Raw genomic sequence first — 25121 nt, 5'->3', positions numbered from 1 at the left:
TGGCAGAGGGGGAGGGATCCCGGCGCGCCCGTCGTGGCGCGCGTCGGGGAGACCCTGACCGCCGGACGCCGGGAGGCCCCGCGTGAGCCCCAGCAGTGACCGACTCTCCCTCGCCGCCCTCGAGCACGGCCGCCCCTTCTCCGAGCGCCACATCGGCCCGGACGCCGGCGAGCTGGCCCGCATGCTCGACACGATCGGCGTCGGATCGCTCGAGGAGCTGGCCGACGCCGCGATGCCGACCTCGATCCGCACCGACCCGGCCGACTGGGAGACCAGCGGCGCGCGGGACCAGGCGCCGCCGCCGGCCGCCACCGAGGCGGAGGTCCTCGACGAGCTGCGGTCCCTCGCGGGGTCGAACACCACCCTCGTGCCGATGCTCGGCCTCGGATACCACGGCACGATCACGCCGCCGGTGATCCGCCGCAACGTCCTCGAGGACCCGGCCTGGTACACCGCGTACACCCCGTACCAGCCCGAGATCAGCCAGGGCCGGCTCGAGGCGCTGCTGAACTTCCAGACCGTCGTCTGCGACCTCACCGGCCTCGACGTCGCCGGCGCCTCGATGCTCGACGAGTCCACCGCGGCCGTCGAGGCGATGATGCTGCTGCGCCGCGTGGTGAAGAACCAGGGCGACCGCTTCCTCGTCGACGCGGACACGCTGCCGCAGACGATCGCCGTCCTCCGCACGCGCGCCGACTCCCTCGGCATCACGATCGAGCTGGTCGACGCGACCGCCGAGCTCCCCGCGGGCGACTTCTTCGGTCTCCTGCTCGCCGCCCCCGGCGCGTCGGGCGCCCTGCGCGACCACACGGCCGTCATCGCCGCCGCGCACGAGCGGAAGGCCCAGGTCGTCGTCGCGTGCGACCTGCTCGCCGCCACGATGGTCACCCCGCCCGGCGACCAGGGCGCGGACGTCGCCGTCGGCTCCACGCAGCGCTTCGGCGTGCCGCTGGGCTTCGGCGGTCCGCACGCCGGCTTCCTCGCCGTCCGTCAGCAGCTCGCCCGCCAGCTGCCCGGTCGCCTCGTCGGCACCTCGATCGACGCCGACGGCAACCCGGCGCACCGGCTCGCCCTGCAGACCCGCGAGCAGCACATCCGCCGGGACAAGGCCACCAGCAACATCTGCACCGCGCAGGTGCTGCTGGCCGTCATCGCCTCGATGTACGCCGTCTACCACGGTCCGTCGGGCCTGGCCGACATCGCGCGGCGCACCCACCGCATGGCCGCCGTGCTCGCCGCGGGCCTGGTCAAGGGCGGCGTCGAGGTGGTCCACCGCGACTTCTTCGACACCGTGCTCGTCCACGTCCCCGGTCAGGCGTCCCGGGTGACCGAAGCCTGTCGTCGGGAAGGGGTCCTCGTCCGCGAGGTCGACGCCGACCACGTCGGCGTCGCCTGCTCCGAGGTGACCACCCGCGAGCACCTCGCCGCGCTCTGGCGCGCGTTCGGCGTCGGCGAGGTCGAGGTCGCCGACCTCGACGCCGCCACCGAGGACGCGGTGCCCGCCGCGCTGGTGCGGAGCTCGACGTACCTCACCAACCCGGTGTTCCACCGCCACCGCAGCGAGACCTCGCTGCTGCGCTACCTGCGCGCGCTCTCGGACAAGGACGTGGCGCTGGACCGGAGCATGATCCCGCTGGGCTCGTGCACGATGAAGCTCAACGCCACGGCCGAGATGGAGCCGATCACCTACCCGGGCTTCGCGAACCTGCACCCGTTCGCCCCAGAGACCGATGCCCCCGGGATGCTGCAGGTCATCGGTGACCTCGAGGCGTGGCTGGTGCACCTCACCGGCTACCACGCGGTGTCGCTGCAGCCGAACGCCGGCTCGCAGGGCGAGCTCGCCGGGCTCCTCGCGATCCGCGCGTACCACCACTCGCGTGGCGACCTGCACCGCGACGTCTGCGTCATCCCGTCCTCGGCGCACGGCACCAACGCCGCGTCGGCGATCTCGGCGGGCATGCGGGTCAAGGTCGTGAAGACCACCGAGCGCGGCGACGTCGACCTCGACGACCTGCAGCGCGTGATCGGCGAGGTCGGGGATCAGCTCTCCGCCATCATGATCACCTACCCGTCCACGCACGGCGTGTACGAGCCGGGCGTGCGGGACGTGCTCGCCGCCGTGCACGACGCGGGCGGCCAGGTCTACGTCGACGGCGCCAACCTCAACGCGCTGGTCGGGCTCGCCCGGCCGGGCCGGTTCGGGGCCGACGTCAGCCACCTGAACCTGCACAAGACCTTCTGCATCCCGCACGGCGGCGGCGGCCCCGGCGTCGGACCGATCGGCGTGGCCGAGCACCTCGCGCCGTTCCTGCCCAACCACCCGGCCCAGCCGTCGGCGGGCCCGGAGACGGGGATCGGCCCGGTCGCGGGCGCACCGTGGGGCTCGGCCTCGATCCTGCCGATCTCGTGGGCCTACGTCCGGCTCATGGGCGTCGACGGGCTGCGTCGCGCGACGCTCACCGCGGTCGCGGCGGCGAACTACGTCGCGGCCCGCCTGCGCGACGCGTTCCCGGTGCTCTACACCGGGCCGGGTGGCTTCGTGGCCCACGAGTGCATCCTCGACCTGCGGCCCCTGACGAAGGCCTCGGGCGTCACCGTCGACGACGTCGCGAAGCGCCTCGCGGACTACGGCTTCCACGCCCCGACGATGTCGTTCCCGGTCGCCGGCACGCTCATGGTCGAGCCCACCGAGTCGGAGAACCTCGCCGAGATCGACCGCTTCTGCGACGCGATGATCGCGATCCGGGCCGAGGCGGCGAAGGTCGAGGCGGGGGAGTGGCCGGCGGACGACAACCCGCTGGTCCACGCCCCGTTCACGGCCCGCTCGGTGCTCGTCGACGAGTGGACCCACCCGTTCACCCGCGAGGAGGCGGCCTTCCCGGCGGCGGGTCGTCCCGACAAGATCTGGGTCCCGGTCCGGCGCATCGACTCCGCGCACGGCGACCGGCACCTGGTCTGCTCCTGCCCGCCCCTGGAGGAGCTGGCCGAGGCCTGACCCCGTACTGAGCGAAGGGCCCCTTCGGTCGAGTAGATCGACCGGAGGGGCCCTTCGCTCGTGACGGGGCCGGCTGGCGGTGGGCGCCCACGGCCCGCCTAGTCGAGCGAAGGTGCCCTTCGGTCGACCGAGGTGGTGTCCGTGTCGCCGCGTTCGCGGCCGATCCGGGTGCCCACCGCGACGGCCACGGCGGCCGCGGCCACCATGCACACGCCCACCACCCAGAGGCCCGCCCGCTGGGAGCCGGACACGTCGGCCAGAGCGCCGGTGATGTACGGCGCGGCGAACCCCGAGATGTTGCCCAGCGAGTTGACCAGGGCGATCCCGCCGGCCGCGGCGGCTCCGGTGAGGAAGCGCGACGGCAGGGCCCAGAACGGGCCGAGCGCCGCGCACACTCCCACGGCGCACACCGTCACCGCGGCCATCGCCGTCCACGGCGAGCGCAGGTAGAGCGCGATCGGGATGGCGATCCCGCCGACGAGGGCCGGCGCCGCGACGTACCAGGCCGTCGAGCGCACCGTCCGTGCCGTGTCCGCCCGCCGTCCCCACAGCACCATGGCGACGGCGGCGACCACGTAGGGGATCGCGGTGACCGCGCCCCGCTCGACGACCGACAGCTTCGTACCGAACTGCTGCTCGAAGCCCGCGACGATCGTCGGCAGGAAGAACCCGAGCGCGTAGAGCCCGTAGGTGACGCCGAAGTAGACGAACGCCAGCGCCAGGATGCGGGGGCTGGTCAGCGCGCGGCGCAGCGGCCAGTGGCCCCGGTCGGCGGTCGCGCGGGCCTCGGCCTCGAGCCGCTCGGTCAGCCAGGCCCGCTCCTCGGAGGCGAGCCAGCGGGCGTCGCCGGGGCGGTCGGTGAGGGCGAAGAAGGTGACCGCGGCGAGCAGGATCGCGGGGATGCCCTCGACCAGGAACATCACGCGCCAGCCGGAGAGCCCGAACAGGCCGTCCCCGCTGGAGATGATCAACGAGGAGACGACCGAGCCGACGGCGGTCGACACCGGCACGGCCGCCATGAACATCGCGACCGCCCGCGCCCGCTGCTCGGCCGGGAACCAGTAGGTCAGATAGAGGATGATCCCGGGGAAGAACCCGGCCTCGGCGACCCCCAGCAGGAAGCGCAGCACGATCAGCCAGGTGCCGCTGCCGACGAAGGCCATCGCCGTCGCGATGATCCCCCAGGAGATCAGGATGCGGGCGAGCCAGCGGCGCGCGCCGAAGCGGTGCAGCGCCAGGTTCGAGGGCACCTCGAGCAGCAGGTAGCCGAGGAAGAAGATCCCCGACGCGAATCCGAACGCCGTCGCCGTGAGCCCGAGTTCGCGGTTCATCCCGTTGGGTCCGGCGAACCCGATGTTGACGCGGTCGAGGTAGTTGACGAAGTAGAGGACCATCAGCAGCGGCATCACCCGCAGCGAGACCTTCCGCAGCGTCCGCTTCCCGACCTCGGTGTCCGGAGTCGTCGTCGACATGCCGCCACCTGATACGTCGGGTGTGCCCCGCGTCAAGAGCGCACGATCACCGTCGGCACCGGGGCCGCGGCGAGGATCGCCCCGGCCCGGTCGCCGAGGAAGAACCGGGTGGCCGCTCCCGGGGAGCCGCCGACCACGAGGAGGTCGGCCTCGGTCCAGTCCGCGGCGTGCACGGCGGCGTCCCAGCCCGTCCCGACGTGCACCCCGGTGTCCGCCCCCTCGATCCCCAGGGCCGCGAGCGCCGCCTCCTGCGCCGCCGCGATCTGGGTGGTCCACGCCGCGAGCACCGGCTCCTCGGCGTCGAGCCCGACCTCCGGCGGGATGGCGGCCCGCCGCCGCACCGCGAAGGAGGCCACCCGCAGGGACGCCGACGACCGGCGGGCGAGGTCGGCCGCCGCCGCGAGCACCCCGCTCGCAGCATCCGTCCCGTCGAAGGCGCACGTGACGCGCGTGACCGGCATCCCCGGCACCGACGAGCCGCCACCCCGCGCGAGGACCACCGGGACCGGCGAGCTACGGGCCACCCGGGTCGCGATCCGTCCGGAACGGTCGGCGTCGGTGCCGAGGACCACCGCCGTGACGTCGTCGGCGCCCGCGGCCGCCACCAGCGCCTCGGCCGCCGACCGGCCGTGCACCGTCTCGCGGCGTGCCTCGAGCCCGGTCGCGGCGAGTACCCCCTCCACGGCCGCCCACGCGGGCGCGGGGTCGTCGTCGGTGCCGGGCGTGACGACGAGCGCCACGGCCAGGTCCTCCGCCCAGGCCCGGGCGAGTCGGGCCGCGAGCCCGACCGCGCCGCCGGCGTCGTCGCGGGCCCGCGGCGAGAGCCCCACCAGCACCGTCATCGGCCCACCTCCAGCGTCGACCGGCGGGAGCCGTAGAAGAACCAGAAGACGAGCGCGACCGCCAGCCACACCAGGAACACGATGATCGTCACCCAGGACAGTCCGGAGATCAGGTAGAGGCAGGCGAGGATCGAGAGCACGGGGGTGACGGGGTAGCCGGGCACCCGGAACCCGCGCGGCAGGTCCGGGGCGGTGCGGCGCAGCACCATCACGCCGACCGACACCACGGTGAACGCCACGAGCGTGCCGATGGAGACGAGGTCGGCGAGCACGTCGAGCGGCACGAGACCGGCGAGCAGGCCCACCACCACGGCGACGAGGACCGTGTTCCGCACCGGCGTGAGCGTCCGGGTGTCGACCCGTGACAGGGCCGCCGGGAGCATCCCGTCGCGACTCATCGTGAACAGGATGCGGGTCTGGCCGTACATGGTGACGAGCGTGATCGAGAAGATCGAGATCACGGCGCCGGCCGCGAGGACGATCGAGGGCCACGACGAGCCGGTGACGTCGCCGAGGATCGCGGCGAGGCCTGCCTCCTGCCCCTCGAAGCGGGGCCAGTCCTGGGCGCCGATCGCGGTGACGGCGACCAGCAGGTAGATCACGGTGACGATCACCAGGGCGAGGACCAGGGCGCGGGGGAGCGTGCGGCGGGGATCCACGGCCTCCTCACCCGCCGTCGAGACCGCGTCCAGGCCGATGAAGGAGAAGAAGACGGTACCCGCGGCGGCGCCGACCCCGGCGGCCCCGAACGGCGCGAAGTCGGCGAACCGGTCGGCGGAGAACGCGGTCGCGGCGATGACCCCGAACATCAGCAGGACCGCGAGCTTGACCACGACCATCACCGCGTTCGCGGTCGCCGACTCACTGACCCCGCGGACCAGCAGCAGCGCGCAGAGCACGACGAGCACCATCGCCGGCAGGTTGACGACCCCTCCGGCCCCCGGGGCGCCGGACAGGGCGTCCGGGATCCGCACGCCGATCGTGTCGGCGAGCAGCGCGTTCAGGTACTCCGACCAGCCGACCGCGACGGCCGCGGAGGAGACCATGTACTCCAGGAGCAGGCACGCCGCGACGGCCATCGCGGGCGCCTCGCCGAGGGTGGCGTACGCGTAGGAGTAGCTGGAGCCGCTCACCGGGACCGCGGACGCGAGCTCGGCGTAGCAGAGCGCCGTCAGCCCGGCGGTGACCGCCGCGATGACGAAGCTGACCACGACGGCGGGTCCGGCCTCCGGGGTGGCCTCGGAGAGGACGAAGAAGATGCCGGTGCCGACCGTGGCCCCGACGCCGAACGCGGTGAGCTGGAAGAGCGTGATGCTGCGTCGCAGCTCGCCGCCGGCCGTCTCGTCGGCCCCGGTCTCGGCGGCCATCGCGGTGACCGGTTTGCGGCGCAGCCAGGCGTGCGCGGGCGGGGCCACAGGCATGGGCGCACCCTAAAGGGACGAACCGATCAGGTGCAGGAGCGCAGCGCCGAGACGTCGGGGTCGGCCCCGCGCTCGAAGGAGATGTGGACGTGGTCCTCGTGGTTGGCCGTGGCGCCGCCACGGTCCTCCATGCTCTTCCAACCGGACCCGGTGTTGATCCGCTGGTCCCAGATCGCGTAGCTCACGCCGAGGGCGTCCTTGTTGTCGATCACGCACTCGGCGATCGCGTCGCCGCTCGTCGTCATGAAGTCCAGCGCGTAGCCGCCCGGATGGTCCGAGGCGTTCCCGCGGCTGCCGACCCCGAGCACGTCGTGCCCGGGGAACACGCACTCCAGGGCGTTGCCGACGGTCTGCACCGAGTCCGCCACGCCGCCGTAGCTCGAGTCGGCGCCGCAGGAGGTGATCGACGCGGCCCGCTCGGTCGCGGCCCGGGCCTGCTCGGCCTCGGCCGCGCGCGCCTGCTCGGCGGCCGCGGCCTGCGACGCCTGCTCGGCCTGACGGCGGACGCGGTCGCCGGCCTTGAACAGGTCCGCGGTGGCGGGGTCCGAGGCGGCGTTCACGACGACGGGGGTGACGGCCGGGGCGGTCGCCGCCGGCTCCAGGCGCGTTCCCTGGGCGGAGAGCTCGAGGGTCGCGTCGTCGCCGGCCGGCAGTTGGAGGGCGGCCGGGGTGACCGCGGCGAGGGCCACCGTGGCGACCCCGGCGGCGACGAGCCCGTGCCGACGGGCGTCGCGCGCGGCGGCGGCGCTGCGCGCGTGCGCCCGGCGGGCGGGACGGCCGTGACCGTCCGGGGTGTACCCGGCGCGGCCCTGCCGGTCGGCCACCAGGGCGGCGAGGTCGAGCACGGTCGTGGGGGCGTCGACGGTCGCGACCCCTCCCGACTCCACGGGGGAGCGGGAGGGGCGGCGCGCCGGCGCTGGGGAGCGGTGCCGGGACACGCAGGGGCCTTCCGGATCGGGGAGCTGCTTCGGGCCCGGAGACGTCCACCGCGTCGGCCGTCGGGGTCGGCCGGCACGGAGTGGAGGGACTGCTCACGGCGCGGTGGGGAGCCGATGCCGTGACCTTCTCGTGACGTCTCCTTGACCCAAGGTAGACCGGGACCCGTCGTCGGGAAGGGGTCGACGGCGGCCGGACCTGCTCGCGCGGCGAGCGGGCCCGCTTTCTCAGGCTGGCTCTCAGGCCGGTGAGGTGGCTGGTCCGATCACGTGAGGCGGGCCGCGAGCGTGCGGCCGAGCAGCGTGCCGGACCGCCAGGCGGTCTCCACCTTCGGCGGGCCCCAGCCGTCGCCGACCACCGCGACCAGGTCGTCGCCGAGGAGGAACGGGACGTCGTCGGCGGTGTCGTGCGGCTGCGCCGGGCTCGCGAAGGTCCAGCGGTGGGCGTGCGTCCACTGCGGGGCGGCGTCGAGGCCGAGGAGCTCCCCGACCGCGGCGACCACCTCGTCGACCACGGCGTCCGGGTCGTCGAGGTGCCGTCGGGCCAGGTCCCCGGTGGTGTGGGCGACGAGGACCGGGGCGTCGTCGCCGCGGCGCGACCCGTCGTCGGCGATGAGCGAGAGCACCGGGTGGTCGTTGACGAACGCGGCCGGGATCTCCGCCCAGGAGCGCTCCGCGTAGCCGAGCGCGACCGCGATCACGGGCTCCCACTCCTGCCCCGCGACGGCCGCCGCGGCCGCGAGCGGGGCGTCGACGAGTCGGGCGGCCTGCGGGTCGGGCATCGCGAGCACCACCGCGCGGGCGGGCTCGCCGTCCACCGCGGGACCGGGGGTGACGGCTGCGACCTCCCGCCGGGTCTCGATCGTCAGTCCCTCGGCGAGGTCGGCGACCAGCGAGCGGAGCCCACCGGGCGCGGCCCACCGCTGCGGCCCGGGCTTGCTCTCGGCCGACCCGTCCGCGCCGTAGGCCTGCAGCGTGTCGGTCCACGGACGGGCGAGCCCGCGGCGCTCCCAGTCGGCGACCTGCTCGCCGAACTCGTCGTCGGAGACCGTGAAGTAGGCGGCGCCGAGGTCGACGGGGCGGTCGTGCAACGGCGGACTGGACAGTCGCCCGCCGACCCGTCCGCTGCGCTCCAGCACCCGGACCCCGACCCCGGCCGCGGTGAGCGCCCGCGCGCAGGCGATCCCGCTGATCCCGCCGCCGACGACGAGGACGTCGGGCTGGGGCTGCGCGCTGTCGACCATGCCGCTCGTGTCCCCGCCGGCGAACTCGACCATGCGCGGCGCGACCGACGTCTTAGGTGCGGCCGGTGCGCGCCGCGTGGGTCGAGTCGCGCACCGTCCCGACGTACTCCTCGATGAGGTCCTCCAGCGCGACGACCCCCACCGTGGTGCCGTCCGAGTCCACCGCGCGGGCGAGGTGGGAGCCCTCGCGGCGCATGGAGGCCAGCGCCTCGTCGACGGGCGCGGTGACCGTCACCCGCGGCAGCGCCCGCACCCGCTCGACCGGGACCACCTGGTCCGGCCCGCCCTCGAGGTCGAGGACGTCCTTGATGTGCAGGTAGCCGTCCAGCTCGACGCTCGGCGCCACCCCGGTCCGCTCGGGCAGCACCGGCGCGGTGCCGGGCTGGAGCGCGTTGCTGTCCAGACGCGGGTGGGCGTCCGGCGCCTCGGGCGCCTGCACGGGGTAGCGGGAGAACCCGGTGCTCGCCACCGCCTCCTCCAGCGCGCCCACCGTGGGGCGCGACGGGAGCACGGTGAGCCGCTCGCGGGGGATGAGGACGTCGGCCACCGTGCGCTCGGCGGTGTTGAGGGCCTGCGTGAGCCGGCGGGTCTGCGAGGCGTCCAGCAGCCCCTCCCGCCGGGACTCCGAGAGCATCTCGGCGATCTCCGACGGCGTGAAGGCCGACTCGCGCTCGTCCTTCGGCTCCACCCCGAGCAGCTTCAGCACGTGGTTGGCGATCCAGTTGAGCAGGTAGATGATCGGCCGGGCGACCTTGAGGAACGCCACGAGCGGCGGCACCAGCCACACCGAGGTGCGCTCCGGGCCGGCGATCGCGATGTTCTTCGGGACCATCTCGCCGATGACGATGTGCAGCACCGTGACGATCAGCAGGGAGATGACGAAGGCGATCGGGTGCAGCAGCGCGCTCGGCACCCCGAGCGGCTCGAACACCGCCTCGAGCAGGTGCGCCAGGGCGGGCTCGCCGAGCGACCCGAGTGCCAGGGAGCAGATCGTGATCCCGAGCTGGGCGGCGGCCATCATCATCGAGAGGTGCTCGGTGGCGCGCAGCACCGTGGCGGCGCCGCCGGTGCCCGCGTCGACCATCGTCTCGAGCCGGTCGCGGCGGGCGGAGATCAGCGCGAACTCGGCGCCGACGAAGAAGGCGTTGGCGAGCAGCAGGCCCACCATGGCGAGCAGGGCGACATAGTCGTTCACGGTGTGATCCCCGCCGTCTCGCGCTGATCCGCGGCGGTGTCCGCCCCGGCCGGCCGCGTGATCCGCACGTCCGCGATCCGGCGCCGGTCCATGCGGGTCACGTCCATCCGCCAGCCGTCGTGGGTCACGGTGTCGCCGACCGAGGGGATGCGGCCCAGTTCGGCGAGGAGGAAGCCCGCGAGGGTCTCGTAGACCTCGGAGTCGGGGAACGACCAGCCAGCCACCTCGGCGAGCTCGTCGGGGCGCAGGGTGCCCGAGACGATCCAGGTGTCGTCGCCGGTCTCGCGGAACCGGGCGGTCTCGCCGCGGTCGTGCTCGTCGCGGACGTCGCCGACGATCTCCTCGACCAGGTCCTCCAGCGTGACGATCCCTGCGGCCCCGCCGTACTCGTCGACCACGACGGCGAGCTGGAAGCCGGTGCCGCGGAGCCGGTCGAGCAGCTCGTCGCCGTCGAGCGAGTCGGGCACGGTGACCGCGGTGCGCATGAGGTTGCGCAGGAACTGCCCGCCACGGCGGGAGCGCGGCTCGGCGAACGCCTGCTTGACGTGCACCACGCCGCGGACGTCGTCGAGGTCGCCGTCGACCACCGGGAACCGGGAGTAGCCGGTGCGGACGGCGGCCGCGAGCAGGTCGTCGACGGTGTCGTCGGTCGACAGCGTCTCCACCCGCACGCGCGGGGTCATCAGCTCGTCCGCCCGGCGCTCGCCCACGCGCAGGGTGCGGGTGAGCACCGCGGCGGTGCCCTCGTCGATCGTGCCCTGCTCGGCGCTGGTGGCGACCAGCGAGCCGAGCTCCTGGGGGGAGCGGGCCGAGCGCAGCTCCTCGGCGGGCTCCACCCCGAGCCGGCGCACGATCCAGTTCGCCGCCCCGTTCAGCCCGCCGATGAACCACCCCAGGGCCTTCGAGAACGCGGCCTGGACCCCCGCCACCGCGCGGGCCGTCCGCAACGGGTCGGAGATCGCGAGGTTCTTCGGCACCAGCTCGCCGAACACCATCGACAGCGCCGTCGCGAGGATCAGCGCGATCACCGCCGCCGTCCCGGTCGCCGCGCCCGCGGGCAGCCCGACGTCCTCGAGCACCGGCGAGATCAGCGTCGCGATCGCGGGCTGGGCCATGTAGCCGGTGACCAGCGTGGTGATCGTGATGCCGAGCTGCGCGCCGGAGAGCTCGAAGGACAGGTTGCGGTGGGCCTTCGCGACCGCCGTGGCCCGCCGGTCGCCGACCTCGGAGGCGTGGTGGTCGACCTGGCTGCGCTCGAGCGTGGTCAGGGAGAACTCGGCCGCGACGAACACCGCCGTGCCGAGGGTGACCGCGACGACCCCGACGAGGCCGAGCACGGAGAGCAGGACGTCCACGAGAAGAGCGCTATCCCTTGTTCAGCCGCGCGGGGAAGCCCCCGGTGGCGATCGGGCCCCAGTGCTCGACGGTGAGCCGGATGATGCACTTGCCCTGCTTCGCCATCGCCTCCTTGTACTCGTCCCAGTCCGAGTGCTCCCCGGAGATGGAGCGGAAGTACTCGCAGAGCGGATCGAGGGCGTCGGGCAGGTCGAGCACCTCGGCGGTGCCCTCGACGTGCACCCACGGGCCGTCGAAGTCGTCGGAGAGCACGCACATCGCGACGCGCGGCTCCTTGCGGATGTTGTTCACCTTCGCGCGCTCGGGGTAGGTCGAGACGAGCAGGCGGCCGTCCGCGTCGATCCCGAGCGTGACGGGGGAGGTCTGGTCACCGCCGTCGCCGCGCCGGGTCACCACGATGGCCTTGTGCCGCGTGCGCAGGAACTCGATCAGTTCCTCGCGCCCGACCCGGTCGTTCGTCGCCGTGTTCGCCACGGCCGTCAGCCTACGGGCGGGTGCCCCGGCACGGCGCGTCGCGCCCGGCGGCCGTCACTAGGCTGGACGGGTGGAGAGCCTCAACGGACGCCGGGTCCTCGTCGTCGGCGCCTCGTCCGGGATCGGTGCGGCCATCGCGACGGCGGCGGGCGCCGCCGGTGCCCGGCTCGGTCTCGTGGCCCGGCGTCGGGACCGGCTCGCGGAGCTGGCCGACACCCTCGGGGACACCGCCGTGGTCGCGGAGGGCGACGTCACCGACCCGCAGTCGATCGGCGCCGCGGTCCACGCGGTCGCCGACGGGCTCGGCGGGATCGACGACGTGGTGCTCGCCGCCGGGGTCATGGCGCTGGGATCGGTCGAGGAGACCGACCCGGAGCGCTGGCGGACCGTGCTCGACGTCAACGTGACCGGCCTGCTCACCGCGGCGCGGGCCGTGCTGCCCCACCTCGGGCCGGGCGGCACCGTCGTCGTGATCTCCTCGATGTCCGGACGACGGGTGGCCTCGGCCGCGGGCGGTGTCTACGCCGCGAGCAAGCACGCCGCGCACGCCGTGGCCGAGACGCTGCGCCTGGAGGTGGGTCCGCGCGGGGTGCGGGTCAGCACGGTCTCGCCCGGCTTCGTCGCCACCGACCTCGTGGCCGGGCAGGAGAACGCCGCGACGTTCGGCGAGCGGATGCACGACGAGGGCCTCGACCCCGCCGACGTCGCCGCCGGGGTGGTCCACGTGCTGGGTCTCCCACCGGCCGTGGTGGTCGTCGAGTACGCCGTGCAGTCGGTGCGGCAGCTGGGGTACCGGAATTGATGCAGGCCGTGACCTGGCGGACAGCCGGTGGCGGCCGGCCGGGTGGCCGTGACGAGAATGGGACCTCATGAGCGGGTCCCCGTTCGTCGACTTCGACCGCGCCTCCTGGGCGGCCCTCCGGGACGAGTCCGGCGACCTCCCCCTGACGGCGGCCGAGCTGGAGGAGCTGCGCTCCCTCGGCGACCCGGTGGACCTCGACGACGTCCGCGACGTGTACCTGCCGCTCTCGCGGCTGCTCGACCTGCACGTACGCGCCAGCGCCGGCCTGCTCGAGGCCTACCGGACGTTCCTGCGCCAGGACGAGGAGCGCACGCCCTTCGTCATCGGGATCGCCGGGTCGGTGTCGGTGGGGAAGTCGACCACCGCCCGGCTGCTGCGCCTGCTCCTCGCCCGGTGGGAGGACCACCCGAACGTCGCGCTGGTGACCACCGACGGCTTCCTCTACCCGAACGCCGAGCTGGAGCGGCGCGGGATCATGGCGCGCAAGGGTTTCCCGGAGTCCTACGACCGGCGGGCCCTGCTGCGCTTCGTCTCGGACATCAAGGCCGGCAAGCCCGAGGTCCCGGCGCCGGTCTACTCGCACCTGGTCTACGACGTGCTCGACGAGCAGCGGCCGGTCGCGCGGCCGGACATCCTCGTGCTCGAGGGCCTCAACGTGCTCCAGCCCGCGCCGCAGACGGGGGAGCGGGCGAGCGCGCTCGCCGTCAGCGACCTCATCGACTTCTCGATCTACGTCGACGCACACCCCACCGACGTGCGCCGCTGGTACATCGAGCGGTTCCTCGCGCTGCGCGAGACGGCGTTCCGCGACCCGGCGTCGTACTTCCGTCGCTACGCCGAGATGGACGAGACCGCCGCGCGCGAGCGGGCCTCGCAGATCTGGGACGAGATCAACGGTCCGAACCTGCGGGAGAACATCGCGCCGACGCGGTCGCGGGCCGGACTCGTGCTCACCAAGGGTCCTGATCACGCCGTGCGACGGATTCGCCTGCGCAAACTCTGACCCACACGGCCGAACGGGGTACGGCCAGAGGAGCGAATCGGACGAAAGCGGCAGGAAACACGTGCCCGATGGTGACCTCCGGGCCCCGGGGATGGGATGCTGAGGTATGGCAACGACCTCGTCCGACCTCGCGGCCTCCCCGATGGGTGTGGGGGAGCGGACCGATCCGCACGACCCGATGCTCCCCGCGCGGCTCCGGCTCGCCGTCGGCCGGCTCAACCGACGGATCCGCGTCGACTCCGGCGCGGTGCTCCCCCCGCTGCAGACCTCCGTGCTGGTCACCCTGGAGGAGCACGAGCCGCTCCGGCTCTCCGAGCTCGCCCGCCGCGAGGCCGTCACGCCCCCCACGATGAGCCGCGTGCTCGCCGCGCTCGACGACGCCGGGCTGCTCGTCCGCACGCCCGACCCCCAGGACGCCCGCTCCGCGCTCGTGGAGCTCTCGGCGGACGGCCGGGCGATGATCGAGCGGCTCCGCACCGAGCGCACGGCGATGCTGGCCGAGCGTCTCGAGCGGCTGCCGGAGGACCAGCGCGAGGCCCTCGCCGCCGCGCTGCCCGCCCTGGAGGCCCTCGTCGCCCTGCCGTCGTCATAGCCGGGTGATCCCGGTGTCACCCGGCGGCCGTCTTGTCGGGACCGACCGGTCCGGGCATATTGGGCCGCCGCGATCACGTCCCGGCGCCCGCCACCCGGGACCCCCGACCACGGGACCACGGTGAGCATCGACGAGCCCCAGCACGCCCCCGACGACGACGTCGTGTTCCGGACGCCCGTGCGGCGCCTGCAGCCGCCGCAGGTCGCGGACGAGCGGGAGGCACTCGAGGGCTGGTTGGACTACTTCCGCGCGCAGGTCGTCCTGGCCCTCGACGGGCTGCCGCACCGGGCGCTGCGGCGCCGGGTGCCCGAGTCTGGAGCGTCGCTGGTCGGCATCGTGCGGCTGGTCACGGACCTGGAGCGCACCTGGCTGGTCGAGCGCTGGGGCGAGCGTGGCGGCCGGACGCCCTACCCCTTCAGCTACGTCGACGACACCGACGCGCCGTTCCGGTTCTCCGAGCTCGACGACCCGGCCGCACTCGTCGGTGCCTACCAGGAGGTGTGCGAGAAGGGCCGGGACGCGCTCGCGGGGGCCGAGTCGCTCGACGACGCCGTGCGCGACGATCGTCGCGGCCACATCGAGCTGCGCTGGATCCTGCTCCACCTCATCACCGAGACCGCCCGCCGTGCCGGACAGGCGCAGGCCCTCCGCGAGTTCCTGATGGCTAGCGAGGACCCTCCACCGTCACGGTGAAGTCGTCCGAGAACGACACCCGCCCCGCGATCCCGCGCGACTCGTCCAGCGGCGTCTCGTAGGACCACGCGCCGTCGACCACGGTGGTGTCACCGCTCTGCACCGTCCAGTAGGTCGACACGCCCTTGTAGGGGCAGACCGTGGTGGTGCCCGACGCGACGAGCTCGGCCTGCACGTCCTCCGGCCGGAGGTAGAACCGGACGTCGAGCCCGGTCTCGTCGAGCAGCACGGCCGCGGTCGTCGACGCGACCACGGTGCCGTCCGGGGCGGTGACGGTGACCCGCCGGCTCGTCGGACGCAGGTCGACGCGGTGGTAGGGGTCGGGCAGGTGGCCCAGGACCTCGACGTCCTCGTCGAGCCATCGGTCGGCGGCGCTCATCGGCAGTGCGACGAGGCCGGCCAGCCAGGGGGCGTCCGGCTTCGGGTCGGGGTAGCTCCACACCGCGTCGGCGATCGTGCGGTCGCCGACCGTGAGGTGCTGGTAGGTGGCGTCGCCCTTGAACGGGCAGTGCGTCGAGGTGTCGCTCGGGGAGAGCAGGTCGGCGCGCACGTCGGCCTCGGGCACGTAGAGCTGCGGGCCCAGACCGGTCTCGAACAGCAGGAAGCCGTCGACGGTGTCGAGCACGACGACGTCGTCGACCACGGCCCGGACGCGCCGGCGGAAGGGCTCGAGGAGCAGCGAGTGCGCCGGCCCCTCCACGGTGAACGTGCGGGTCTCGGGCAGGTTCCTCGACAACGGTCCGCCGAAGCGCGTCAGGGCCATGTGCCCTTCGTACACCTGCTCACGCGCGCGTGGCACGCACCGTGAACACCGGGTCGCCCGCGGAGGGCCGCTGCTCGTCGACCGGCTCGCCGAAGGCCCCCGAGGCGGTGAAGTAGTCGCGCACGATGCGGACGTGCCCGGCGTCGTCCGTGGCGAGCCAGCCGCGCACCGCCTTCGTCGGGAAGCAGCGGTTGGAGAACGCGATCGCGAAGGTCCCGCCGGGGCGCAGCACGCGCGCGACCTCGCGGAACACCTCGACCGGGCGCGTGAGGTAGTCGACCGAGACCGTGGAGACCACGGTGTCGAACGAGGCGTCGGCGAAGGGCAGGCGGGGGTCGGCGTTCAGGTCGTGCACCACCCGCTCGTGCGCCCAGGTGTTGGCGCGCAGCTCGGCGGTGTTCATGCCGAGCACGGTGAGGTGCCGGGGCGGCGTCGAGAGGTGCGAGACCCACGACGACATGAGGTCGAGGACGTCGCCGTCCACCCCCACCTCGTCGTAGAACGCGCTGACCGTCGCGACGGCGGCGTCGTCGATGTGCTGCACCAGCCGCGGCGGGCCGTAGAACACGGCGTCGTCCCGGGCGTCGGAACGGTCGAAGAAACCCTGGGGGAACGTGAGGTCGGTATCGGCCACACCCTGATGTTCCCGCACGCCCGCGCGGGCACTCCCTCCCCGTGATCCCCGAGCCGGTCGACGCCACGGCCCCGCCCTTCCGCGGGCCCACGATGATGACGCAGTCGTGGAAGGACGCCGCCTTCCTGCACTGGGCGGTGGAGCCCGACGAGGTGGCGCCGTTCCTGCCGCCCGGGGTCCACCCCGACCTCCACGACGGGGTCACCTACGTCGGCCTGATCCCGTTCCGGATGGTCGGCGCCGGGATCTCCCGGGGGCCGTCGATCCCGTTCTTCGGGACCTTCCTCGAGACCAACGTCCGGCTGTACACCGTCGACGAGCGGGGCCGGCGCGGCATCGTCTTCCGCTCGCTCGACGCCGACCGGCTCGCCGTCGTCCTCGGCGCGCAGGCGGCCTTCGGGCTGCCCTACCGGTGGGCGCGGATGGCGTTCCGGCACGCCGACGGCGAGCTGACCTACCGGGCCACGACGATGGTCGGCGGGCACCGCAGCGTCGTCCGGGTCCGGCCCGGCGAGCCGGCGGAGGACGACCTGACGACGTTCCTCACCGCCCGCTGGGGCCTGCACGAGCGGCACCTCGGGGTGCCGCTGTACGTGCCGAACGTCCACGAGCCCTGGCCGCTGCGCCGCGCCGAGCTCACCGCGTTCGACGACGAGCTGGTCGCGGCGGCCGGCTTCCCGCAGCTCGCGGGGCGGGCGCCGGACCTCGTGCACTGGTCGCCGGGCGTCTCGGTCCGCTTCGGGGTGCCGGGCGGGCGCCCGTCGCCGGCCCCCGCTGCCCCGGCCCGTCCCGCGTGAGGGGAACCCCCGCGCCACAAGGGCGCTCGAATCCTCCCCTCACGGTTCCCCCCGATCGGCTTCCCGACGACGGGTCGGGCCGGGTCAGGCGGCCGCGAGCCAGGCCGCCCACTGGGCCTGGAGACGCTCGGCCACCGTCTCGTCGCCGAACAGCAGGGCGCGGATCTCGTGGACCGGGGGCGCGCCGCTCGTGGCGAACACCGCGACGCCGGGCAGCGGGTCGTCGAGGAGGATCACCGCGGCGCTGTGGTGCCGGCCGCCGCGGCGCTCCAGGCACGTGCCGGACATCGCCGGGAGCCCGCGGAAGGTGTGGAACTCCTGCCGCGGGGCGACCACCCCGACCTGGGACAGGAAACGGGCGTGGGCCTGCTCCGCGGTGGACTCCGCGGTCCGGCCGCGCGACGGACCCCAGGCGTGCATCTCGGTGCCGGGCGGGTCGGGGAAGTGCTCGAGGTGGGCAGCGAGCGCCACGAGCACCGTCGTCATCCGCTCGCCGAACGCCGCAGGGTCGGCCGCGCCGGTGGAGCGGCAGGTGACGACCGTGGTCCGGTCGGCCCGGCCCGCCACCGTCCACGCCGTGGAGACGGTCGCCCCGCCCTCGTCGATCTCGGTGTCGAGCCCGTCGTCGTGGTGGGTGATCCGCACCGGCTCGTCCCCGGTGACCACCACCACGGTCTCACCGTCGCCCCGGGTCTCCAGGCCGATCGGGCGCAGCCACACCGCGAGCGCGCCGCCCAGGGTGGACCGCACCCGCCCCGGGTCGGCGGCGATCTCGACGGCCAGGTCCACGGAGCTCACGGGCGTCACCCTGCCCTGCACCCGCCCGGCCCCCACCGTCGGGTCAGCCGATCACCGGCACGAGCAGGTGCGAGGCGTGCTCCCCGCCGACGTGCACGACGGCGCCCTCGGCGGGCCGACGCAGATCGGGGTGGTCGTGGGCCATCGTGCCCAGCTCGGAGTCGGAGACGGCGAACTCCAGGCGCAGCCGCTCCCCGGGGGCGAGCGTGATGCTGGTCGGCCAGATCTCGACCTCGAGCAGCGTGGGCTCGCCCGCGACGAGCGGGACCGCCCGGTCGTGCGGGTGCCAGGGGCGGTACGGCTCCGAGCGCTCCGGGTCGGTCGCACGGTGCGACGCCCGCAGCCACCCCATCGCCATCGGGACGTCCTGCCCCTGCGGGCCGACGGCCGGGATCGGGACGCCGTCCGCGTCGAGGTGGTGCACCCGGGCGAACACGTCGAGGTCGTCCTGCCGCGCGGTGAGCCACAGCCGCAGCGCGACGGGACCGGTGAGCTCCAGCGGCTCGGTGACCGGGTCGGTGTCGAACGTCGACGGGTACGGCACGGTGCCGGCCGCCGGGGGGTCGAAGCCGAGCGTGCCCGCGCCGAGGTACAGCTCGCGCCAGTCGGTCCCCGGCAGCGGGAGGTCGGTGGTGTCGCGCCAGGTGGTCTCCCGGCCGTGCCGGATCGCGAGCCGCACCGGGGCGACCCCGTCCATGCGGTCGGCCTCCCCCTTGAGGAAACGGTCGAGGAACCGTTCCTGCAGCTCCAGCGCCCAGTCCTCGTAGTAGGGGTCGATGTGGGTGCCGGTGAAGGCGACGAGCCACTTGTGCTCCGACGCGGCCCGGCGCCAGCCCTCGACGTTGCCGCGCAGGTGCAGCTGGACCCCGCCCCAGTTCGCGCCGGAGAGCAGCGGGACGGTGATGTTCTCCAGGTCGGTCGTCCGGGCACGGTGGTAGTCGTCGAGCAGGGGGTGGGCCGGCAGCACCTCGCGCCAGTCGTCCCCCTCGGCCCCGGTGCGCTGCGGCTCGATCTGACGGGCCCACCAGAAGTCGATGAAGCCGTGGGTGTAGAGCCCGCCCTGGTAGGCGGCCTCGCGGTAGAAGTCGGTGGAGCCCTCCCACGCGATCACCGCAGCCAGGTGCGGCGGCCGCAGGGCCGCCGCCCGCCACCCCATCATCGCGAGCCAGGAGATCCCGCTGGAGGCGACCTTCCCGGTGGACCAGGGCTGCGTCCCCGCCCACTCGATCACGTCGTGGAAGTCCTCGGCGTCCTGCCGGCCGTAGAGGTCGAGGCGCCCCGGCGACGCGCCGGTGCCCCGCGTGTCGGCGCGCAGCACGGCGTAGCCGCGGTCGGTCCACCACACCGGGTCCGGGGTCTCCCAGACCATGTGCTCGTGGTGCGGGACGTGCTCGTACTGCGGGTAGCGCTCGGGCCAGTGCACGCCCTTGCCGTACGGGCTGATCGACGCGATCACCGGGACCGGACCGTCCTCGTCGGGACGGAAGACGTCGACGACGACGGGGGTCCCGTCGCGGGTGGGGACGGCGATGTCCCGCTCGATGCGCATGGTGCTGGCTCCCTCTTCTCCACCGGGACGGTGCCGTCAGTCTGCGCACGGCGTGACACCTAAGCCAAGTGGACTTGCGTTAGTGTGCGGGCATGGGCGCTCCGGAGGTGCGGCGTCGGCCCGGTGGCCGGTCGGCCCGGGTCCGCACGGCGGTCCTCGACGCGGCGATCCAGGTGCTGCTGGCCCGCGGGCTGACCGACTTCCGGATCGCGGCCGTCGCCACGCTCGCCGGGGTGCACGAGACGTCGATCTACCGCCGGTGGGGGAGCCGGGAGGGGGTCCTCCTCGACGCGCTGCTGCGGACCACCGAGCACGAGCTGCGGGTGCCCGACACCGGGCGCCTGCGCGACGACCTCGTCACCTACGCCGTCGCGCTCGCGTCGTTCCTGGCCACGCCGGTGGGGCGGGCGCTCGACCAGGTCCTCGCCCTCGGCGACGACCGGCCCGCGATGGCCGAGGCCCGCGCACGCTTCTGGGCGGAGCGGTCCGCGGGCTCGGTCGCCATGGTCACGCGCGCGATCGAGCGCGGGGAGCTGCCGGACACGGTCGACCCGCGCCTGGCGGTCGAGATGCTCGTCGGCCCGGTGCACTTCCGGCTGCTGCTGGCCCGGGAACCCGTCGACGGCGCGCGGGCGCGGCGCCTCGTGGACGCGCTGCTGCGGGGGATCGGCCCATCGTCATGACCTCCGAGGTCATGGCTGCGGTGACCACCGGAGTCCTAGCGTCTGCGGCCATGACCACCGCCGGGACGATGCTCAGGGGCTGGCGCACCCGCCGTCGGCGCAGCCAGATGGACCTCGCGCTGGAGGCGAACGTCTCCACCCGGCACCTCAGCTTCGTCGAGACGGGCAAGGCGCAGGCCAGCCGGGCGCTGCTGCTGGACCTGGCGACCCGGCTCGAGGTACCCCTGCGGGAACGCAACGCGCTGCTGCTCGCGGCGGGCTACGCGCCGAGCTACGCGGAGTCGGCGCTGGACGACCTGTCCGGCGTGCGCACGGCGCTGGAGCACCTGGTGACCGGGCACGAGCCCTACCCGGCGCTGGTCCTCGACCGGCGGGGCGACGTGGTGCTCGCCAACCGGTCGGTCGCGGTGCTGCTCGCGGGCGTCGACGAGGCCTGGCTCGCGCCGCCGCTCAACGTCTACCGCCTCGCCCTGCACCCGGACGTGCTCGACGTCCGCAACCGGGCGCAGTGGTCGGCCCACCTGCTGCACCGGCTCGACCGCCTCGTCGACCTGACCGGCGACCCGCGGCTGGTCGCGCTGCGGGCGGAGGTCCGGCCCTGGGTAGCTCCCGACGCCGGGTCGGTGCGGGTCCTCGACCGCGCGGCGCAGCTCATGCTGCCGCTGCACCTCGGTCACCCGCAGTTCGGCGACCTGTCCTTCTACTCGACGATCACGCATTTCGGCGCGGCGTTCGACGTCACCCTGGACGAATTGTCGATCGAGTCCTTCGTGCCCGCCGACGAGCACACGCGCGACGTCCTGGCCCGCGAATTCGGATGAATGCGGCGAATCGTCACGGTGATCGCAACATCTGTCCCGCTCGACACATCCCCGCCTCACGGCCGTCACAGCACCTCGTCATGTTCGGGGTCCGCGCACCCGCCCCCCCGGGTGCCCAGGCGTGACCGGGAGACGACATGGCCTCACCGACCCGGACCGACGACCAGAGCCCACCGGTCCACCCCGTGGACGAGGTGCTGCCACTGCCGCGGCTGATCGTCCTCGGACTGCAGCACCTGTTCATCATGTACGCCGGCGCGATCGCGGTGCCCCTCATCGTCGGCCCGGCCGTCGGGCTCGACGAGTCGGACATCGCGGTCCTCGTCAGCGCCGACCTGCTGGTGTGCGGAATCGCCTCGATCATCCAGTCCGCCGGCATCGGCCGGATCCTCGGCGTGCGGCTGCCCGTGGTCGCCGGGGCCACCTTCACCGTCCTCAACCCGATGATCATCATCGCGAACTCGTACGGCGGCCGGGACGGACTGCCCTACGTCTACGGCGCGATGATCATCGCCGGCATCTTCGGCCTGATCATCGCCAAGCCGTTCTCCATGGTGATCCGCTACTTCCCGCCCCTGGTGACCGGCACGGTCATCGCGATGATCGGGCTCTCCCTGATCGGGGCCAACATCGGGCTCATCGCGGGCGACAAGACGTCCACCTTCACCCCGGAGATCCCCGAACTGAACGCGGCGGGGCAGCCCTTCCTCGGCGACGACGGCTCGGTCGCCATGGTCACCAACCCCGACGCGGGCCAGGTCTCGCACATCGTGCTCGCCGGCGTGGTCGTGCTCATGATCGTGGTGTTCGCCCGCTTCCTGCGGGGCTTCCTGGGCCAGACCTCGGTCCTCATCGCGATCGTCCTCGGCACGATGATCGCCGTCCCGATGGGCCTGGTCGACTTCTCCTCGGTCGGCTCCAGCGGCTGGTTCGGCATTGCCCCGCCGTTCCACTTCGGGCCGCCGAAGTTCGCCGCCGCGGCGATCATCTCGATGTGCATCGTCATGCTGGTGACCTACGTCGAGTCGACCGCCGACATGCTCGCGGTCGGTGAGCTGACCGGCCGCGACCTCCGCCCGAACGACCTCGCCCGCGGCCTCGCCGTGGACGGGCTGTCGGCCTTCCTCGCGGGCTTCATGAACTCGTTCCCCGACACCGCCTACGCCGAGAACGTCGGCCTGGTGAGCATGACGAACGTCCGGAGCCGGTGGGTGGTCACGGTCTGCGGGATCGGGCTGGTGATCCTCGGCCTGGTGCCCAAGGTCGGCGCGGTGGTGGCGGCGCTGCCCGGGCCCGTGGTGGGCGGGGCGGCCACCGTCATGTTCGCGATGGTCACCGCGGTCGGCATCCAGACCCTGCACAAGGTGACCTTCGGCGGGCCGAACAACCACAACCTGCTGATCATCGCCGTGTCGTTCTCGGTCGGCCTGATCCCGACGATCCAGCCGAAGTTCTACCAGCACTTCTCCGCCGACTTCCAGGTGATCTTCGGGTCCTCGATCACCTCCACGGTGATCGTGGTGTTCGTGCTGAACCTCGTGTTCAACCACTGGCTGCCGAACGTCCCGCGGCGCGTCGGGGCCGTCGAGGAGGCGGTGCAGGCCGGCGCGGTGACCGGGGGAGCGCCGCCCGACGAGGGGGCGACGGCGCCGGCACCGCGGGAGTCCGAGGACGGCGTGGCCCGCCACCGCGCCTGAGGGGGAGTCGCCGCGCTCAGCCGACGCCCTGGATGCGCTCCGCCGCGCGGCGGTGGCGCACCAGGACGTCGTCGAGGTCGGTGGCGACCGGCCGGGCGTCCCGGACGACGAAGCGCCCCGCGACGACGGTGTCGCGGGCGGCCGTCGGGCCGCACCGCAGCCAGGCCTCGACCGGGTCGGTCAGGGCACCGGCGTGGGCGAGGCCGGTCCGTGGCCAGACGACGAGGTCGGCCGCCGCACCGACGGTGAGCTGTCCGATCTCCCCGTCCCGCCCGAGACAGCGGGCCCCGTCACGGGTCGCCAGGGTGAGCACGTCCCGGGCGCTCATGGCCGCGGGACCGGCCCGGAGCCGGCCGACGAGCAGGGCCTGCCGGGCCTCCAGCCACAGCGACGCGGCGTCGTTCGACGCCGAGCCGTCGCACCCGAGCCCGACCGGGGCGCCCGCCGCCCGCAGGTCGGGCACCGGGCAGATCCGGGCGTTCCCGAGGACCGCGTTCGACGACGGGCAGTGGGCGACACCGGTCCCCGCCGCGCCGAGGCGGGCGATCTCGTCGTCGGAGGGGAACAGGCAGTGCGCGACCCAGCTGCGGTCGCCCAGCCAGCCCACCTCCTCGAAGTGCTCCACCGGACGGCGCCCGAACGTCTCGAGGCAGTAGGCCTCCTCGTCGGCGTCCTCGGCGAGGTGGGTGTGGAGGCGGACGTCGAGCCGCTCGGCGAGCTCCGCGGTCCGGGTCATGAGCTCGGGGGACACGCTGAACGGCGAGCACGGCGCGAGCGCGACCCGGCACATCGAGGCGGGGGAGGGGTCGTGGTGGGCCGCGACGAGGCGTTCGGAGTCGGCGAGCACGGTGTCGTCGTCCTGCACCACCGAGCGTGGCGGCAACCCGCCGTCGTCGACCGAGCGGGTCATGGAGCCGCGGGTGGGGTGGAACCGCATCCCGGCCTCACGGGCCGCGACGATCTCGGCCGTCCACAGATCCCCGCCGCCGGCCGGCGCCACGTAGAGGTGGTCGGTGGTGGTCGTGCACCCGCCGAGGGCCAGCTCGGCCAGCCCGACGCGGGCGGCGAGGTAGGACGCCTCCTCGTCGAGCCCCGCCCACAGCGGGTACAGCGTGGTGAGCCAGGAGAACAGCCCGCCGCGGATCGCCGGTCCGTGGCTGCGGGTGAGGTTCTGGTAGAGGTGATGGTGGGTGTTCACCAGCCCGGGCGTCACCAGGCAGCCCGTGGCGTCGAGGGTCTCGACGGCGGGGGGCGGCGGCCCGGTCCCGACGCCGGTGACGAGGCCGCCCGTCATCGCGACCCAGCCGCCCGGGAGCTCACGGCCGGCGTCGTCGCACAGGACCAGCAGGTCCGCACCGGTGACGACGAGGTCAGCGGGTACCGCAGCGTCGGTCACGGACCGGATCCCATCGCGGTGATGTTGCGCCGGCGCTACGTCGCCGCGAAGCGTCGGGCCGCCACGACCGCTCAGCCCACCGCGGTGCCGAGCGCCATGCCGATGCCGTAGGTCACGGCCAGGCCGAGCCCGCCGCCGACGACCACCCGCAGCACCGCCTTGACCGGCGCCGCGCCCCCGAGCCGGGCCCCGGCCCAGCCCGCGAGGCCGAGGGCGATCAGGACGGCGAGGACGCAGACCGGCACCCGCCACGACGCGGGCGGGAGCAGGATCGCCAGCAGCGGCAGCAGGCCGCCGAGGGTGAACGCGATCGCCGAGGTGACGGCGGCCTGGGTCGGGCTGGTGAGGTCGTCGGGGTCGATCTTGAGCTCGGCCTCGACGTGCGCGGCGAACGCGTCGTGCTCGGTGAGCTCGCGTGCCACCTGCATCGCGGTCTCCGGCGCCAGCCCCTTCGCCTGGTAGATCGCAGCGAGTTCCTCGAGCTCGTCGTCGGGATCCTCTGCCAGCTCCCGGCGCTCCTTGGCCAGCAGGGACTTCTCCGCGTCCCGCTGGCTCGACACCGACACGTACTCGCCGAGCGCCATGGACACCGCGCCGGCGACCAGGCCGGCCACCCCCGCCGTCAGGATCGGACCGGTCTCGATCGTCGCGCCGGCGACGCCGACGACGATGCCGGCGACCGACACGATCCCGTCGTTCGCGCCGAGCACCCCGGCCCGCAGCCGGTTGAGCCGGTTCTCGTTCTGCTCGACGTGCGGCTCGTCGGTGTGGGTCGGCAGGACCTCGGCGCTCTCCTCGCTCACGACTCCAGAGTCAAGCAACGTCGGGCGTGGTCTGCCAGGTAAGCGAGGCTTGCCTGGTTCGCCCGGAATCCGAGCCCAGGCTGGCCTGCGCCCTCCGCCCGTCGTCGGGAATATGTCGCTTCCGAGCTATTTCTCCGATTCTGCGACGGGATGGAC

At 73.9% G+C, this 25121-nt stretch carries 23 protein-coding genes; 9 read left to right on the top strand and 14 right to left on the bottom strand.

Annotated features, from left to right (window positions below):
* The first annotated feature begins 82 nt into the window (after nucleotides 1-82).
* Nucleotides 83-2995, top strand: coding sequence for an aminomethyl-transferring glycine dehydrogenase (gene gcvP, locus BJ983_RS08565; RefSeq protein WP_179793425.1), 2913 nt, complete (start codon nucleotides 83-85; stop codon nucleotides 2993-2995).
* Nucleotides 2996-3093: 98 nt separating this feature from the next.
* Here the strand turns inward: gcvP and BJ983_RS08560 are convergent, their stop codons facing one another.
* The 8 genes from BJ983_RS08560 to BJ983_RS08525 form a co-directional block, all read right to left on the bottom strand.
* Nucleotides 3094-4467 carry an MFS transporter gene (locus BJ983_RS08560; protein WP_179793424.1) on the bottom strand — a complete coding sequence of 458 codons (1374 nt, stop codon included), beginning with the start codon at nucleotides 4465-4467 and terminating at the stop codon, nucleotides 3094-3096.
* A 32-nt stretch (nucleotides 4468-4499) separates the two neighbouring features.
* Nucleotides 4500-5309 (bottom strand): universal stress protein, encoded by an 810-nt coding sequence (locus tag BJ983_RS08555; RefSeq protein WP_179793423.1) that lies wholly within the window; start codon nucleotides 5307-5309, stop codon nucleotides 4500-4502.
* On the bottom strand, nucleotides 5306-6730 hold the full coding sequence (locus tag BJ983_RS08550; protein WP_179793422.1) for an APC family permease: 1425 nt from the start codon (nucleotides 6728-6730) through the stop codon (nucleotides 5306-5308). The genes BJ983_RS08555 and BJ983_RS08550 overlap by 4 nt, the downstream gene beginning before the upstream one ends.
* A gap of 26 nt (nucleotides 6731-6756) precedes the next feature.
* Nucleotides 6757-7617 (bottom strand): VldE C-terminal domain-containing protein, encoded by an 861-nt coding sequence (locus BJ983_RS08545; protein WP_179793421.1) that lies wholly within the window; start codon nucleotides 7615-7617, stop codon nucleotides 6757-6759.
* A gap of 314 nt (nucleotides 7618-7931) precedes the next feature.
* The gene (locus tag BJ983_RS08540) at nucleotides 7932-8942 is read right to left on the bottom strand and encodes an NAD(P)/FAD-dependent oxidoreductase (RefSeq protein ID WP_179793420.1); all 1011 of its coding nucleotides are present in this window, start codon (nucleotides 8940-8942) and stop codon (nucleotides 7932-7934) included.
* A gap of 19 nt (nucleotides 8943-8961) precedes the next feature.
* Nucleotides 8962-10104 carry a CNNM domain-containing protein gene (locus BJ983_RS08535; RefSeq protein WP_179793419.1) on the bottom strand — a complete coding sequence of 381 codons (1143 nt, stop codon included), beginning with the start codon at nucleotides 10102-10104 and terminating at the stop codon, nucleotides 8962-8964.
* A complete protein-coding gene (locus tag BJ983_RS08530) occupies nucleotides 10101-11459 on the bottom strand; it encodes a CNNM domain-containing protein (RefSeq protein WP_179793418.1) in 1359 nt (452 codons plus the stop codon). Before BJ983_RS08530 ends, BJ983_RS08535 begins: the two co-directional genes overlap by 4 nt.
* A 10-nt stretch (nucleotides 11460-11469) precedes the next feature.
* Nucleotides 11470-11934 (bottom strand): TIGR03618 family F420-dependent PPOX class oxidoreductase, encoded by a 465-nt coding sequence (locus BJ983_RS08525; protein ID WP_179793417.1) that lies wholly within the window; start codon nucleotides 11932-11934, stop codon nucleotides 11470-11472.
* Between the two features lie 70 nt (nucleotides 11935-12004).
* On the opposite strand from BJ983_RS08525, the gene BJ983_RS08520 reads away from it, so the two are divergent.
* The 4 genes from BJ983_RS08520 to BJ983_RS08505 all read left to right on the top strand — a co-directional run bounded on the left by BJ983_RS08520 (nucleotide 12005) and on the right by BJ983_RS08505 (nucleotide 15024).
* Nucleotides 12005-12736 carry an SDR family NAD(P)-dependent oxidoreductase gene (locus BJ983_RS08520; protein ID WP_179793416.1) on the top strand — a complete coding sequence of 244 codons (732 nt, stop codon included), beginning with the start codon at nucleotides 12005-12007 and terminating at the stop codon, nucleotides 12734-12736.
* 67 nt (nucleotides 12737-12803) lie between these two features.
* Nucleotides 12804-13739: a type I pantothenate kinase gene (gene coaA, locus BJ983_RS08515; protein WP_179793415.1), complete on the top strand. Its 936-nt coding sequence runs from the start codon at nucleotides 12804-12806 to the stop codon at nucleotides 13737-13739.
* A 106-nt stretch (nucleotides 13740-13845) separates the two neighbouring features.
* Nucleotides 13846-14331: a MarR family winged helix-turn-helix transcriptional regulator gene (locus tag BJ983_RS08510; RefSeq protein WP_246325554.1), complete on the top strand. Its 486-nt coding sequence runs from the start codon at nucleotides 13846-13848 to the stop codon at nucleotides 14329-14331.
* 120 nt (nucleotides 14332-14451) lie between these two features.
* A complete protein-coding gene (locus BJ983_RS08505; protein ID WP_179793414.1) occupies nucleotides 14452-15024 on the top strand; it encodes a mycothiol transferase in 573 nt (190 codons plus the stop codon).
* Here the strand turns inward: BJ983_RS08505 and BJ983_RS08500 are convergent.
* Both BJ983_RS08500 and BJ983_RS32170 read right to left on the bottom strand, forming a co-directional pair.
* Entirely contained in the window at nucleotides 14996-15787 is a 792-nt protein-coding gene (locus BJ983_RS08500; protein WP_179793413.1) for a DUF427 domain-containing protein, read from the bottom strand. The two genes, BJ983_RS08505 and BJ983_RS08500, sit on opposite strands and share 29 nt — an antisense overlap.
* 19 nt (nucleotides 15788-15806) lie before the next feature.
* Nucleotides 15807-16421: a methyltransferase domain-containing protein gene (locus BJ983_RS32170; RefSeq protein ID WP_179793412.1), complete on the bottom strand. Its 615-nt coding sequence runs from the start codon at nucleotides 16419-16421 to the stop codon at nucleotides 15807-15809.
* A 41-nt stretch (nucleotides 16422-16462) separates the two neighbouring features.
* On the opposite strand from BJ983_RS32170, the gene BJ983_RS08490 reads away from it, so the two are divergent.
* Entirely contained in the window at nucleotides 16463-17218 is a 756-nt protein-coding gene (locus tag BJ983_RS08490; RefSeq protein WP_179793411.1) for a DUF2071 domain-containing protein, read from the top strand.
* 84 nt (nucleotides 17219-17302) lie between these two features.
* Here the strand turns inward: BJ983_RS08490 and BJ983_RS08485 are convergent, their stop codons facing one another.
* Nucleotides 17303-18016, bottom strand: a complete 714-nt coding sequence (locus BJ983_RS08485; protein WP_179793410.1) for a hypothetical protein — start codon at nucleotides 18014-18016, stop codon at nucleotides 17303-17305.
* Between the two features lie 43 nt (nucleotides 18017-18059).
* Nucleotides 18060-19565: a CocE/NonD family hydrolase gene (locus BJ983_RS08480; protein WP_179793409.1), complete on the bottom strand. Its 1506-nt coding sequence runs from the start codon at nucleotides 19563-19565 to the stop codon at nucleotides 18060-18062.
* Nucleotides 19566-19657: 92 nt separating this feature from the next.
* Between BJ983_RS08480 and BJ983_RS08475 the strand changes: the two genes are divergently transcribed.
* The 3 genes from BJ983_RS08475 (at nucleotide 19658) to BJ983_RS08465 (ending at nucleotide 22766) form a co-directional block, all read left to right on the top strand.
* Entirely contained in the window at nucleotides 19658-20248 is a 591-nt protein-coding gene (locus tag BJ983_RS08475) for a TetR/AcrR family transcriptional regulator (RefSeq protein ID WP_179793408.1), read from the top strand.
* A gap of 50 nt (nucleotides 20249-20298) precedes the next feature.
* The gene (locus BJ983_RS08470; protein WP_246325553.1) at nucleotides 20299-21069 is read left to right on the top strand and encodes a helix-turn-helix domain-containing protein; all 771 of its coding nucleotides are present in this window, start codon (nucleotides 20299-20301) and stop codon (nucleotides 21067-21069) included.
* 137 nt (nucleotides 21070-21206) lie between these two features.
* Nucleotides 21207-22766: a uracil-xanthine permease family protein gene (locus BJ983_RS08465; RefSeq protein WP_179793407.1), complete on the top strand. Its 1560-nt coding sequence runs from the start codon at nucleotides 21207-21209 to the stop codon at nucleotides 22764-22766.
* Nucleotides 22767-22782: 16 nt separating this feature from the next.
* Here BJ983_RS08465 and BJ983_RS08460 read toward each other — a convergent pair whose 3' ends face one another.
* Together BJ983_RS08460 and BJ983_RS08455 are read right to left on the bottom strand one after the other, a co-directional pair.
* Nucleotides 22783-24162, bottom strand: a complete 1380-nt coding sequence (locus BJ983_RS08460; protein WP_343053898.1) for an 8-oxoguanine deaminase — start codon at nucleotides 24160-24162, stop codon at nucleotides 22783-22785.
* 71 nt (nucleotides 24163-24233) lie between these two features.
* On the bottom strand, nucleotides 24234-24965 hold the full coding sequence (locus BJ983_RS08455) for a VIT1/CCC1 transporter family protein (RefSeq protein WP_179793406.1): 732 nt from the start codon (nucleotides 24963-24965) through the stop codon (nucleotides 24234-24236).
* Nucleotides 24966-25121: the final 156 nt, after the last annotated feature.

It is taken from the genome of Actinomycetospora corticicola, from assembly GCF_013409505.1.
In the GTDB taxonomy this organism is placed as follows: Bacteria; Actinomycetota; Actinomycetes; order Mycobacteriales; family Pseudonocardiaceae; genus Actinomycetospora; species Actinomycetospora corticicola.
The sequence above is the reverse complement of the archived record's forward strand: the minus strand, read 5'-3'. Positions and strand labels throughout refer to the sequence as shown.